The 12,932-nt window shown below is 57.6% G+C and carries 12 protein-coding genes and 1 tRNA gene; 4 read left to right on the top strand and 9 right to left on the bottom strand.

Going from position 1 to position 12,932, the window contains the following annotated elements:
* Positions 1 to 250: 250 nt before the first annotated feature.
* Both trpA and trpB read right to left on the bottom strand, forming a co-directional pair.
* Positions 251 to 1,060, bottom strand: coding sequence for a tryptophan synthase subunit alpha (gene trpA / locus KF841_13950; protein ID MBX3396461.1), 810 nt, complete (start codon positions 1,058 to 1,060; stop codon positions 251 to 253).
* Between the two features lie 4 nt (positions 1,061 to 1,064).
* Entirely contained in the window at positions 1,065 to 2,276 is a 1,212-nt protein-coding gene (gene trpB / locus KF841_13945; GenBank protein MBX3396460.1) for a tryptophan synthase subunit beta, read from the bottom strand.
* A gap of 173 nt (positions 2,277 to 2,449) precedes the next feature.
* Here trpB and KF841_13940 point away from each other — a divergent pair, with 173 nt between their 5' ends.
* The 3 genes from KF841_13940 to KF841_13930 all read left to right on the top strand — a co-directional run bounded on the left by KF841_13940 (position 2,450) and on the right by KF841_13930 (position 4,513).
* Complete coding sequence (locus KF841_13940; protein MBX3396459.1) at positions 2,450 to 2,932, top strand: acetolactate synthase; 483 nt, start codon at positions 2,450 to 2,452, stop codon at positions 2,930 to 2,932.
* 124 nt (positions 2,933 to 3,056) lie between these two features.
* Positions 3,057 to 3,129 (top strand) — tRNA-Val (locus KF841_13935).
* A gap of 115 nt (positions 3,130 to 3,244) precedes the next feature.
* On the top strand, positions 3,245 to 4,513 hold the full coding sequence (locus tag KF841_13930; GenBank protein MBX3396458.1) for a site-specific integrase: 1,269 nt from the start codon (positions 3,245 to 3,247) through the stop codon (positions 4,511 to 4,513).
* Positions 4,514 to 4,623: 110 nt separating this feature from the next.
* Here KF841_13930 and KF841_13925 read toward each other — a convergent pair whose 3' ends face one another.
* The gene (locus KF841_13925; protein MBX3396457.1) at positions 4,624 to 4,908 is read right to left on the bottom strand and encodes a DUF1580 domain-containing protein; all 285 of its coding nucleotides are present in this window, start codon (positions 4,906 to 4,908) and stop codon (positions 4,624 to 4,626) included.
* A 447-nt stretch (positions 4,909 to 5,355) separates the two neighbouring features.
* On the opposite strand from KF841_13925, the gene KF841_13920 reads away from it, so the two are divergent.
* Positions 5,356 to 6,153 (top strand): hypothetical protein, encoded by a 798-nt coding sequence (locus KF841_13920; protein ID MBX3396456.1) that lies wholly within the window; start codon positions 5,356 to 5,358, stop codon positions 6,151 to 6,153.
* A 5-nt stretch (positions 6,154 to 6,158) separates the two neighbouring features.
* Here KF841_13920 and KF841_13915 read toward each other — a convergent pair whose 3' ends face one another.
* From KF841_13915 to KF841_13890, 6 genes are all read right to left on the bottom strand, one after another.
* Entirely contained in the window at positions 6,159 to 6,797 is a 639-nt protein-coding gene (locus KF841_13915; GenBank protein ID MBX3396455.1) for a hypothetical protein, read from the bottom strand.
* Positions 6,794 to 8,242 carry a TraM recognition domain-containing protein gene (locus KF841_13910; protein ID MBX3396454.1) on the bottom strand — a complete coding sequence of 483 codons (1,449 nt, stop codon included), beginning with the start codon at positions 8,240 to 8,242 and terminating at the stop codon, positions 6,794 to 6,796. Before KF841_13910 ends, KF841_13915 begins: the two co-directional genes overlap by 4 nt.
* 165 nt (positions 8,243 to 8,407) lie before the next feature.
* Positions 8,408 to 10,507 carry a hypothetical protein gene (locus tag KF841_13905; GenBank protein MBX3396453.1) on the bottom strand — a complete coding sequence of 700 codons (2,100 nt, stop codon included), beginning with the start codon at positions 10,505 to 10,507 and terminating at the stop codon, positions 8,408 to 8,410.
* Positions 10,497 to 11,270, bottom strand: a complete 774-nt coding sequence (locus KF841_13900; protein ID MBX3396452.1) for a protein phosphatase 2C domain-containing protein — start codon at positions 11,268 to 11,270, stop codon at positions 10,497 to 10,499. Before KF841_13900 ends, KF841_13905 begins: the two co-directional genes overlap by 11 nt.
* Positions 11,267 to 11,938 (bottom strand): VWA domain-containing protein, encoded by a 672-nt coding sequence (locus KF841_13895; protein ID MBX3396451.1) that lies wholly within the window; start codon positions 11,936 to 11,938, stop codon positions 11,267 to 11,269. Before KF841_13895 ends, KF841_13900 begins: the two co-directional genes overlap by 4 nt.
* 535 nt (positions 11,939 to 12,473) lie before the next feature.
* Positions 12,474 to 12,932: hypothetical protein (locus KF841_13890; GenBank protein MBX3396450.1), on the bottom strand; the 459-nt coding region annotated here is incomplete at its 5' end.

Below are 12,932 nucleotides of genomic sequence, written 5' to 3'. Positions count from 1 at the left end.
GAATCGTGACGCGGGAGGGGAGTGGGAGCGACCGCGCGCCGGGGGGGGCGCGCGTGTCGCAGTGGCGACGACATATTTCAAATACGCGGGGCACGAAGCTCTCGAGGCTTTCCGTGGGGGACAAGGGGAGGCAGGGGTGGTCGGGGCGGGAAAGAAGCAATCGTGGATGGGTCGTCGTGGCGGAGCTGCGGGGTTATTCCTTCAATGTGGGGGGGCCGCCACGACCCCATTTTGCTCACGCGGCCACTGACTAGTCATCGCACAGTCCACGAACAAACGATACAACCGATTCAACTGCCGCATCATCGCCGGCGCCAGCGCGATACGACGTCTGCATCTCCCGAACGATCGCGCTGCCGACGATCGCCCCATCCGCATATGCGCACACTCGCCGCACATGCTCGCGCTGACTGATGCCGAAGCCGACCATCACCGGCATGGCACACGCGTCCCGAACACGCCGGATGTTCGCCTCCAGGTCGGCCGGCAGCTCCATTCTCGCGCCGGTCGTACCCTGCACCGAGACATAATAGAGAAACCCGGAAGCGATCCCGGCGATTCGCTCCCGGCGCTCATCAGGCGTCGTCGGTGCCACCAGCATCGGCAGCCGGAGCCCCGCGTCGCCCGTGGCAGCCGCCAGGCCGGAGGCTTCTTCCAGTGAAATATCCGGAACGATCAGCCCATCGACGCCGGACGCCGCCGCACGCTCAACGAATGCCCGCACTCCGAGGCGATACACAATGGATGCCGAAACCATCGCGATGATCGGCACTTCCACCGACCGGCGCGCTGCTGAGATGGCCGACAGGACGTCCGCCACGCGAGTGCCGTTCGCGAGGCTCTCCGCGAACGCGGACTGAATCACCGGCCCGTCCGCGATCGGATCCGAAAATGGAATGCCGATCTCGATGCCGCGGATCGGAGCGCTCGCCAGCGCCGCCAACAGGCCGGTCGTCCCCGCCGGCGTCGGATATCCACCCACGACGAACGGCCACAACCCGGGCGCTTGCGAACGCATCGCCTGATCAATCCGGCTGCCATCGCCGCGAGGTGTCGTCATGGAGTCACTCCAGTGCGCGTCCCCGCAGCCGGGCGACTTCGACGCAGTCCTTGTCGCCTCGCCCGGAGAGGTTCACGAGCAGCGTCTGTTCGGCGCTGAGCATCGGCGCCAGCTTCATGGCGTGGGCGATGGCGTGCGCGCTCTCCAGCGCGGGGATGATGCCCTCGCTCCGGGACACCTGTTCAAACGCGTCCAGCGCTTCATCATCCGTCGCCGATACATACTCGACACGGCCGATGTCTGCCCAGTGCGCGTGTTCGGGTCCCACACCGGGATAGTCGAGCCCTGCCGACACCGAGTGAACCGGCAACGTCTGCCCGTCCTCATCCTGCAGGACAAGGGTCTGCATGCCATGCAGCACGCCCGGTTTGCCGCGGGAGATCGTCGCGCTGTGACGCCGGTCCAGTCCCTCCCCCGCCGCCTCAACGCCGATCAACCGCACTCCGGCATCATCCACGAACGGATGAAAAATGCCCGCCGCATTGCTCCCGCCGCCCACGCACGCGCAAATAACGTCGGGCAGACGGCCGGTCTGCTCGACCATTTGTCGCCGTGCTTCACGCCCGATGACACGCTGAAAATCCCGTACCATCATCGGGAACGGATGAGGGCCCATGACCGACCCGATGATGTAATGTGTCGATTCAACGCTCGAGATCCAGTCCCGCATCGCTTCGTTGATGGCGTCCTTGAGCGTGCGCTGACCGCTTTCAACCGGCGACAGCCGCGCGCCGAGCAGTTCCATCCGATACGCGTTCAGACGCTGCCGCCGAATGTCCTCCGAACCCATGTACACCACGCACTCCAGGCCGAGCAGCGCCGCCGCCGTGGCCGTCGCGACACCGTGCTGGCCCGCGCCGGTCTCGGCAATCACCCGCGACTTGCCCATTCGGCGCGCAAGAAGCGCCTGTCCCAGCGTATTGTTGATCTTGTGGGAGCCCGTGTGGTTCAGATCCTCCCGTTTCAGATAGATCCGTCCCCCACCAAGGCGGCCCGTCAGTCGCTTCGCGAAATAGATCGGACTCGGACGCCCGGCGTAGTTGGCAAGGTAGCCGTCGAGTTCCCTCTGAAATGCCGGATCAGATCGAACCGCTTGGTAGGCGAAGTCAAGCTGGTTCACCGCAGCCATCAGCGTCTCAGGGACGAACTGCCCACCATAGCGGCCGAATCGGCCGTAGCGGTCGGGGGTTCCGTCGATCGTCTTCGGCTGGGTCATCAGGTCCGTTTCTTCAGGGTAGCCTGCGGGCATCAACGCCTCGATGTCGAGCCAAATAAGCCCCACATGGCCGGTGGTGGCCCCGGCCGGAATCGTGACAGGCCGGACCCACCCGCGTCGGGCGGACAAACATTACTGTTTTAGGGTCGCCGGACACCCGATAGAATACTGTCATGCCAGCAAAATACGATTTTGAGACAGCCGGAAAGTTTCGATCTCCCACCGTGCGGCAGATATCGGTCTTTCTTGATGACCGTGTCGGTGCCCTCTCCAGACTCTTCCAGGCATTCGATGGGTCGGACGTCCGTGTCGTCGGAATGTCCGTCGTCCATGCCATCGATTGTGCCATCGTCCGAATCATCTGCGATGACAATGATACCGCCGTCAAGGCGCTCAAGAGCCGCGGATTTCCCACCAGCGAGACCGAATTGGTCGTGGTCGAGGTCCCCGCCGGCCATGGACTGAGGTCCATCTGCTCCGCCCTGCTCGCCGGAGAAGTCAATATCGACTACGCCTATCCTCTGCTCACCCGTCCGACAGGGCGGGCCGCACTCGCGATTCACACCGACGAGATCGAAACGGCCATCAGGCTGTTGCTGAATCGTCAGTTCACGGTGATGACCGAGGAAGACCTCGGCGCCGGCCCACTCCGCTGAGTGGGCTCGCCACGATAAGATTCGAATTCCGATCGCCTTCACCCGCGATGCCCCGCCCCGCCCGGATTGTGAAACCGGACCGCGCTGATTAGGATACGAACGAGTTCAACCCGGTCGATCATGCGGGCGATTAGCTCAATTGGCAGAGCACCTCGTTTACACCGAGGGGGTCGGGGGTTCGAGTCCCTCATCGCCCAATGACACAACATCTGCCGAACGCTTGATTTAGCGTACCGGCTCCGCGTGGAGTCGTGCGGCCTGAAGCTTGATTCGGACGGTACATACCGTCCCGTGCTTCCGGAGACCGCACCGATGCCACGAAATTCTGTCAAAACCGCGTCCCCGTCACAAACAAAAGTCCCTCTCTACCGGCTCCATAAGGCCAGCGGCAAAGCTGTCGTTACGCTGAGCGGCCGCGACCACTACCTCGGCACTCACGGGTCCGTGGAGTCGCGTGAGCTGTACCAGGAGATCGTCGGCCGCTGGCTCGCGAACGGCCGAACGCTGTCCGACGACACTCCTCGTGGCGGGTTGAGCGTTGCCGAAGTCCTGTTGAAGTACGTCGAGCATTGTGAGCAACGATACGCTCCACGACGACGCTTCCATGAAATCATGGAGCGCATCAAAGCGTCCGTAAAAGTCGTCCGCGAGTTGTACGGCCTGTCGCTCGCAGCAAGCTTCGGACCAAAATCACTGTCAACTGTGCGGCATCGGATGATCGGCTCGGGGCTGACGCGAAGCACGATTAATGATCGAATACGAATCGCTAAAGCCGCGTTCAAATGGGCGGTTGCCGAAGAGTTCATCCCGCCGTCAGTGTGGCATGGGTTGTCTTCACTGGACGGACTGCGAGCCGGCGATTCCGTGGCGAAGGAACCAAAGCGAGTCAAACCCGTTCCGGCCGATTTTATTGACGCGGTCCTACCCTTCATGCGTCCGCCGGTTCAAGCGATGGTGCGATTGCAGTTGCTCTGCGGTGCTCGGCCCGGCGAGCTTTGCATCATGCGAACGGCCGACCTTGATACGACTGGCAAGGTGTGGGTCTATCGACCGCCCCTGCACAAGACCGAGCATCGCGGCATCATCCGCGAAGTCTTCATCGGGCCAACCGGGCAGGAGATACTACGACCGTGGCTTCGCTCGAATCTGTCCGAGTATATCTTTCGACCTGATGAGGATGAGGCAGTGCGAAGGGCCGAGTTGAGCGCCAAGCGCCGCACGCCGCTAAAGTACGGCAACCGTCCCGGCTCAAATCGACGCGAGCAGCCGAAACGGAAGCCCGGGGATCATTACGACGTGCATTCCTATCGACGTTCGGTCCACAGCGCGTGCGATAAGGCCGATGTAGAAACAAAGCGACGGCTTGCGGCCGCCGGAAAGGAAATCCCTGAGGGACGGCTGATCCCCCGGTGGTCGCTCCATGCCCTACGGCATAACTTCGCCACGCAAGTCCGTCGCGAGCACGGCATCGAGACAGCCCGACTGTTGCTAGGACATCAATTGGGAAACCTTAGCGTGACCGAGCGCTACGCCGAACGGGATACGGCAATAGCGCACACCGTTATGCAGAAAATTGGGTAAGCCTATTGTCTTGGAACCACTTGAAACCTGTCGGGATATGAAAGGGAATCAAGTAGCCGTTCTGCGCAATTTGAGAAGGAATGACTCGCCGTTTGCTCACGAGTCATAGTTCAGCAACCGAGCGCGGCAAGTTGTTCCATTGCCTTTTCGGCTTGTCGATCCGGCGGTTCCGGCACCGCGCTCGGCTTATCGGCGTTGAGACTCTTGAGAAACCGCGCGATCGCCTCGTGCGACGTGTAATGCACGCCACCGATCCGGATCGCTTCGAGTCTAGCTCCAGCGACACCTTTCTTTATCCACCGCCAAATAGTTGCCGTGTGTACCGGCCGTCCTGGATTGACGACTCGGCACGCCTTGGAAAGCGGAATCATTGTTTCAAGATTTACGTCGATCATTTCATAGAAATAACGACGTGATGATGGGAAATGGAAAGCAAAACTTGATTGGACTTCCGCGCACCTATCAGCGCGGCACGGTCCCTGAAACGATCAATTGCTGCAGGCCGCTCTTGATGCACTCAATTTGCTGTTGTTTCCATTGCGTCCGCTGCGCAAGAGTCTCGCGGTCATAATGATACCGCCATAGCGCATCATGATGCGAGATTATGTCGCTCTTCAGTTTCTCGATTTCCGTCCGTTTCTCGGCGCATAGGTGAGGCGAGGCAAGTCTCCGATCCATGTCGAGAACCCATGCCGCGCACTTGGCAAGCGATTCGCGCACTGGTCTGCATCGGGATTGATTGTCGTTCGAGGCCATTTCCATACATAGCATTCCTTGCAACAAATTGCATCTGTTTTATGTTTCGCAGAGCAACATTCCAAGCGTTATTTCTATTGACGAGCATGGGTAATCAGATGAAACCCCCAAAGCAAAAACTTCCCGACAAGCCATTCGAGGAAAACTCACCTGTCGGAGGCGGAGGTGGCGGCGGTGCTTCACTCACGGGCATTCGGAATCTACTGATGAACTCCCCGACAGAAGCTGCCTCGGCAACGCCAGAAATCGCTTCGGAAGTGGCTATCGAAACTCCCTCTCAATTGACGGACATGGAGTCGTTACAGGTCCGCGTCGAGGGGATCGAATCCCCCTCGAACATTGGGCCCGAGGCTACCGCCGATTCGATGAGCGCCACTTCTGAATCCGCATCACAAGGCACTTGGGCGGAGCGAGTCTCCGAATCGGAATGGAATGGCGACCAAGGCCCGCGTGAGCAAGGGAGATTCCCCTGGCAGCAACGAATCGAACAGGACGTGGGCGACGACTCCATTTCTCGTGGCGTCGCTCCCGCTCTTGGGATTGGCTCTGCTATGCTCGGCTCCGAAGCGCTTGCAGCACAACAAGATCAATCGTCTTCGCCAACCTCTGCGGACCCTGAAAGCCACCCAGTAAATCCAACAGGATTGCGAATCATCGAAAGCGATTCGATGTTTCGTCAGGCGGAAGAATCCCGACCTTCAGGCCACGAACCTCGCGCCGACGATCGCGCGCAGGACATATTGCTAGACTCCTTTACTCTCTCGGGCCATTACTATCGATCCAACACGCCGGATGCTTCGGCCCAATTCCTCATCGACGACATCGAATTTGAGCATGAGATCGGCGGATTCGGTGATGGCGATGGAGGAGATGGCGGCGATTGAAATCCTTACGGCATTCTGCCCCTTCCCTGCATTACCTCTTTCGCCCAATCGGCCACTGATTCACCGTTTTTATGCCGCTCGCTGAAGGCTCGGAGTCCGGCGACAAACGTCGCAATTCCCAGCCATCGCATCAGTCCCGCGAATACAGGATCAAAACTCTCAATCAGCCACGGTATCGCAAACACAAGAAGCGCCGGCTCAAGCAACAGCATCGAGGGCGCTGCCAACTGAGGCTTGCGAAACAGCCACGCGAGCCACGGCACGCCTTCGTACTTGACGTGCGGTTCGGCCGCGATCAAGGGACCGCGAGCTTTCATCGCACGCTGAATGACATATTCATGCCAGACGCAGAGAATCGAGGCCGCGATAAGAAATCCTAAAGTCGCTTGCGTTGCGGCCTGATGCGGATGCAGCAGCGCCACAATCCCCGAAAGCAACCATCCGATCAAGAACAGGAACGGTGCATTGAGCCATGAGAAGTTTCCCAGGCGCGCCGCTCCGAATTCTCGTCTTAGAAAAACTTCGGCCACCGGCACCGGGAGGTTAATCAGCGCGGCCACGAGTTTTGACGTCACCGTGTAGGCAAACTGAATCGTCGCCAGACTTGGCACCAATTGTCGCGGATCGGGAATAATGTTGTTCATAGCATTTGCTCGAAAGTGTGCATGAGGTAGTTTTCGGCCAGCGGTCCGTTCCACGTACGCCCGCTTTGAAAGATCATCGCATCGACTTTGAAGTCATTGGCTCGACCGCCGGTTCGAAAGCGTGTGAACGTCTCTGATAGCACCTTATCTATAACTTCTTCGTTCATGCCGCGTGTATGCGACGGACTGCTCGGCTGGAAAATGGACTTGGCAATCCCATCGGAGCCTTGGGTATAAGAGCGATTACGCCTGATTCGCCAGGCACGACCAGCTAAGCGCGACGCATAATCATTCGTTTGAGAATCACCCTGACTGTGGAAGACTCTCGTGTTGAGATTACCGAGCAGACTCATCACGGCCGGCTCGGCGCTGGGACCACCCATTTCGTCGATATAGCTGCATAGATTTTGCGTGAGATAGACCGTACACGCGCGTTTGCTTCTCGCCGTACTTTGGAATTGTGCGTCAAAACTGGTTACGAAATTCTGAGACTCATCGGCAAATAGGAAAGTTGGCTTGGGATGTACGGAAATATCTCTTCGCTCCAAATCCATTTGCCAGGCATATTTGAACACGGCCTGTGTATAGCGGCCGACGTGGTGAAACTCCTTCACGGGCAAATCAATGATTATGATCGTATCATCCGTGAATGTGTCGGACGGCTGAATCGTATCGGGCTGATCGCTACAGAAGATCTCGCGTATCGGAGACGACAACAGCGCCATCGCAATGCCGGTGAAGTGCGCGATGATCGACGACTGGGTCCGCGCTCCCATTGTGGGAAAACGTCGCTGCCAGTAAATCGCGGCTTGAAGCAGATCGCGATATTTTGCATCCGGCACTTGTCGTTGCATCAGTTTCGTTTGAGCATCTCGCAGACACTCGTAAGCGAACGACAACTTGCCCGGCTGTTTGCTTTCAGCGCGTCTAACTTCAGCCTCCAGCATCGCAGGCGTGCTGGGAGCGGTGCTGACAAATTCGTACAATTCCGGCAACGTCAGCCGGCCGCGCGCAAACGTCAAAATTTCTATAGCCTGCACCAGCATTTCGTCGCGGGCGAAATCCCAGAAAGGATCAGCTTTTCCCCGGCTGCTCCGGCCGGACCCCACCTCCGCGACCGTTCCTAACATATAGACGAGGTTATGTGTGAGCCCGCCGCCCGGTCCGGCGCGAGTCAATTCACGATTGAGAAAATTAAACCGCTCAACCTTGGAACGATAGAAAACATAGTCGCGTTCACCCGTTGTGATGACTCGCACGTCCCCCAGACGGCCAGCATCCAGGCACGCCTTGAGGTAAACTGAAGCGTCATCCGTTTTGGTTGTTAGAATGAGCCCGCCAATCCCCATTTTTAGAAAAGCATGGAGAGCGGCTTTTCCGCTCGATGTGGACTTGCCCGCGCCGGTGGCTCCAAAAATTTGCAGTCCCTCATAAGCATCCCGCAATCTCCAGACATTGTCATTTCCGAAGTCGAGGATTGGATAGTCGAAATCGTCAGGTCCGATCGCGCGACTCGCCGTCGGAGATGGCCGAGTCGCACCTTGAAATCGCTTCAACATTTTGCGGAGCATTGTCTCACCTTTCATTTGTGAATAGGAATCCCGTCGGCCTCAATTGTTGACGGCGTAGCTTGTTCGACAGAATGCTTTGCGGTCTGTCGCCAGCGCTTCTCTCCATTCATTTGTCCGCCAGTCCATAAGGGCGCTTTCGCAGACACTTCCATCGTCATAAGAACGCAACAGAAGAGGCACGCCGTCAATCAAGCCAAGAGTCCAGTTCCCGGTAACAACTTCCTTCCAGCCGTCATCCTCTTGAACTAACGCTCCGAGCTGCTTGCGCTGAACATCGACACGTCTAAGTTCACTGGCTGGCAGATTGGAGCTGTACAACTTTTGGTGTTCGATGAATGATCCCGTCGGATCGAAATGCATGAGAGCAGCACGAAACAAATATCGATCCCGTGTTCGTCCTTCGTCGCGTCCCTGCACCCAGCGCCCCTCCGTCAGGGCCCGTTCCAGGGCAGCCCAGGTTTCTACGCGATGCGCCCCAAGTCGCGTTTGGAGCTGCGCCGAATCAAGAAAGGGAACGAGTTCCTTCCATCGCGCGCCATTTACCGCCGTGAATTCATAACAATCGAACTCGTCATTGCCGCCCAGCCGGACCCAACGGCCGCGCGCGACCGAAATCTCAATTGATGAGAGTGTGTATTGTTGGCCAATCCACTCACGTTCGCCGATCAAACCAAGTGGAAATCGTTCAGACGACGTGCCCTCAGCGACTTCCAGAGTGAACGTTCCATCACCGACCAGCTCATATGTGCTGAGCCGATGCAGGTATCGGCTGCCCTTCATCGAAACACGTTCAACTTCAATAGAGCGGTTCTCATCATCACCGAAAGTCCACACGGCATTCTCATCCGGTCCATTCGTTACCTGGTTCCATGCCTCCTTAGCCTTTGCGAAAGCGAACTTGGTTGCCTTGTAGCAGCCCAGAGATGCAAACAAGAGAAACATGCAGCATAGAACTACGCGGCGTAGGAACTTTGTACCGGGAGAGGGTCGCGGTGCCGGCAGCACGGCGACGCGCCTTTGTCTAATTGGCGCTGGCTGTCCTGCTCTATTCAGCGGCTGCGCAACCGCCCGTTGAAACGGTATGGGCTGAAGAAATGGCCGTCGCGGTCGATTGACAGACCGTCGCGGCACAGGGCGGCGTCGCAAACGGGGCCGTACCTTGATGGAGAAAATATCCTTTCCGGTTTTCGCCGCCTTTTCACACCATGGGCAGCGTCCATATGGCTGCCAATACAGATGCTGCTTACGGCGTTTGCATTCGACAGTCCGTTGGATGATGGATGAAAGGCAGGCGATCCATTCCTGCGTAGACGGCCTCTTAGCTTCCGTAAAGGCCCGCTCGAAGAGTACCTTCGCCTCGCCTAACGCGCGCGCGGGCACATGGTCAGAGAAAATGCGGGGAACGATTTCCTTGCCGCGCCCGGTCGTTATTTTTTTCCATAATTCGGCCGGGCCGTTCAGTTCAGTAAGACCAAGCCCAGGATTGTCGCTGACGCGAAGAAGCTGATAGCAGAGGACTGCGAGACCGAACGCATCCTGGTTGGGCGTAATCGGACCGGTATGAGCGCCGCACTGCACCTCCGGCGGACAATACTCCGGCACATGGCCCTGCGCCCGGAAGATTCGGCCGTTATGCTGTATCTGAAAAGAGTCACAATCGATCAGGCGGATTCGGCCATCGGGACGCAGCATGAAGTTCTTTTGGTTGACGTCGCCGATCACGCAGCCCGCCCTATGAACCGACTCGGCGATGAAGTACATCGATCGCGCGATGGTGCAGAGTGTCTTCCATGTCGGGCGAGAGAAGTTTGGAGGGACGCAAATTGGATTGTATATTTCGCCGATCGTCACCGAGCCGCCGAAGAAGGGCATGACGAATCCGATCGGCATTCGGCGGCGCGGTTCAAGCACAATCGCCGTTGGCCACGCCGTCACCGCTTGAAGGTTATGCGTGCCAACGGCGATCATGGCCCGAAGTTTCGAGATTTGATCGGCAGTGCGAAGGCCCGGCTTGTAGATTTTGACTACATTCGTGTGATCATTGGCTACTCGCCGGACCTCCCCCTGCCCTCCCACCATCGCTTCACCGGTGAACGTGAGCACGTCTCCGCGTTCAATGATGACCCGGTCAAGCGGCATCGGAAGCTCTAACTGCTATCACGAGCGTCGTGTCATCATCCGTTCGCTGCGTAACTCTCGCCGACCGCAGGAATGCGTCGATCTCCGTTTTCCGCTGTTCCGGGCATTCCGTTTCCCGAAGCCATCGAAACAGCCCCGATGCAAACGCGGCATCAACGGATTCCTTTGGATAATCGAGCAGGAAATACTGCATCCCATCGGTGCTGAGAATCACGCCGTCCACGTTTTCGAGCGAGCATATGCAGGCTGATTCGATTTGTTCGCGGTTGGTCATGGTATAGGTGACGTTTGCGAATTCTCCCTGCATCGGCCAGAACACCTGCCGGATTCCGTCATTCGCTCGCGCGACGATTACACCGTCGCCTAGCTGCCCGAAGACCGAGCCCTTCGGCCCGCACAAGGCAAACAGTAGCGTGCAGGCAAGATCGCGAATCGGACATCCCAGCAATTCCGCTTCGTCCTCAAGAGCCCGGTGAACCTCGTCGAACCATGTTCGCGCATAGGTCTCCGTCATCAGTTCATCGCAACTGCTGCACCGGGCCGTGCTGCGTTCGACCACCTCAACCAGTGCGGAGCAAGCTATCTTCGACCCATGAGCAGCCATCCGTGCCGAACCCATCCCATCGGCGCAGGCCAGCAGCAGATAACGCTCGCCCGTGGGAAGAGTCCTGCTTCGCATTATCGCGGCGTCTTGACACGCGATGTCATGGCGCTCGTGTGACACGCCCGCGACCGAATGTCCTATGAACTTCCACAGGGTCATGCATACACCGTTCCAAAAGTGACGGCTGGGGTCTGAATGCTGACGCCGGTCTGCGTCTGCGACACTCGACTCAAGCTGATCGTGAGCCACAGAAAAAAATCGCGAAAGTTAACGCCGTTCAGCATAACTGGCGGGCGGCGGGAGATTTCTGCGAGCTTCCGCATGTTGGCGCCATCGACGCCGACAGCGAAGAATTGAAGCTGGGGCCGCTCACCGGAGTCGAGTTGTCTCACGCGCGCCGCGGCTCTTTCGTACGAGTCTGTCGGCTCCCCGTCCGTGATCAGGAACACCCACGGAACGAAGGCTTTCGGCAATTTGTGGTTCTGATAGTAGGCAAGCCGCCCTAATGCGATGTCGATGCCCTGGAGAATTGCTGTCCCCATTGGTGTGTTCCCCGCCGCGCTAAGCATCGGCGGATCGAACTCAGGAGCCATCGTGAATGGAGTGGCTGTCGCAACAGTTCCACCAAACGTGACAATCGCGAGGTCCACACGCCGTTGCGCGTACGGATCTTCCATCAACGCGTCGCGAAGCACATGAAGTCCCGCGTTCAATTGCGCAATCTTCTCGCCTTCCATCGAGCTTGATGTATCAAGGAGAAGAACGAGCGGCACTCGCGGATCACGGTTTACATCTGGATCATTTGTTTTGACATATTCTTCAATCATGGGTTCTCCTTTGAGAAAAAGTATTGTCTATTGCGTGAGTCACATGTCTCACAGGGCTTACATCCATAACGCTGCAAGATTCAATTGTGAGAACAAAGTGCGGCTTTTTTATTGCCGTTTGGCTTGTTCTATGCTAGCTGTGGAGGATGACAGAGAGGCCAGATCATGATGCGCTGAAACGCATTGACGAATTCCGGAAGCTTCAAGAGCGGATATTTGGTCAAGCCGTCATCAAGACGTTTTTTTCATTCGGGCTCGAAAAACACATGCCCCAGCTGTCGCTACCGCTGCCGCCCGAAGTTCGAAGTGCTCTTAGAGATTGCAAAGGGCGCACAATTAAAGTGGGACACCGACATCTTGACGGCTTGTCGCTAGACTCTGCGCGAGCAGAGCTTGAAGCCATTCGTGAGAGGCTTATCCAAGAGCTTCGCTCTCCAGAAGCGCCGCATGAAATCGCAATTGCATACGCCAAAGCGGTGGAGTCAGCGAAGTTATCGCCAGAACAGGGTCCCCGCGAACGCTAAAAGTCGCTAGCTCATGCAAAGCCGAGGCGTCGATGAACAGCGATACGTAGTTTTTCGAACGCGACTGTGAATCGCCTTTGTGCAGTAGGCGGGGCTACGCCAAGCACCTTGCCGATAAAGCGGAATGAGTGTTCCTCGCAGATTCGCATGTTTACAATCTGGGCTTCCCAAGGTTCAAGGCGAGTAATTTCCTCTTCAACGATGGAGAATTCTTCGCCTTCCTCAATCAACTCTAACCCAGTCGGCTCGTGGCACACGCGATTAGCTTGAAGCGTTACGGCATTGTCTCTGAAGCGATCGGCGCGGATTCTCGCCTGTCGAGCGTCTCCGCAACGACGTTTTTCGAGAAGCCAGCCATGCGTCCAAAGCAGCCGTTCCCGCTGATCCGAGGGCAGGTGGTCGTAAATTTCCGGAAATGGATAGGTACATGCTGCCATTCCAAGTGCGCTGACGACTTCTTCATAGCTCTC

It is taken from the genome of Phycisphaerae bacterium, from assembly GCA_019636475.1.
Taxonomy (GTDB): domain Bacteria; phylum Planctomycetota; class Phycisphaerae; order UBA1845; family UTPLA1; genus JADJRI01.
Note: the sequence above shows the minus strand (reverse complement) of the source record. Positions and strands in the feature narration are given on the sequence as shown.

Excerpts from the sequence above, each read along its gene's own strand:
- KF841_13895 (MBX3396451.1), bottom strand. The coding sequence starts at position 11,938 with ATGATTGAAGAATATGTCAAAACAAATGATCCAGATGTAAACCGTGAT.
- KF841_13905 (MBX3396453.1), bottom strand. The coding sequence starts at position 10,507 with ATGCCGCTTGACCGGGTCATCATTGAACGCGGAGACGTGCTCACGTTC.
- KF841_13900 (MBX3396452.1), bottom strand. The coding sequence starts at position 11,270 with ATGACCCTGTGGAAGTTCATAGGACATTCGGTCGCGGGCGTGTCACAC.
- KF841_13915 (MBX3396455.1), bottom strand. The coding sequence starts at position 6,797 with ATGAACAACATTATTCCCGATCCGCGACAATTGGTGCCAAGTCTGGCG.
- trpB (MBX3396460.1), bottom strand. The coding sequence starts at position 2,276 with ATGACCCAGCCGAAGACGATCGACGGAACCCCCGACCGCTACGGCCGA.
- trpA (MBX3396461.1), bottom strand. The coding sequence starts at position 1,060 with ATGACGACACCTCGCGGCGATGGCAGCCGGATTGATCAGGCGATGCGT.
- KF841_13930 (MBX3396458.1), top strand. The coding sequence starts at position 3,245 with ATGCCACGAAATTCTGTCAAAACCGCGTCCCCGTCACAAACAAAAGTC.
- KF841_13925 (MBX3396457.1), bottom strand. The coding sequence starts at position 4,908 with ATGATCGACGTAAATCTTGAAACAATGATTCCGCTTTCCAAGGCGTGC.
- KF841_13920 (MBX3396456.1), top strand. The coding sequence starts at position 5,356 with ATGGGTAATCAGATGAAACCCCCAAAGCAAAAACTTCCCGACAAGCCA.
- KF841_13940 (MBX3396459.1), top strand. The coding sequence starts at position 2,450 with ATGCCAGCAAAATACGATTTTGAGACAGCCGGAAAGTTTCGATCTCCC.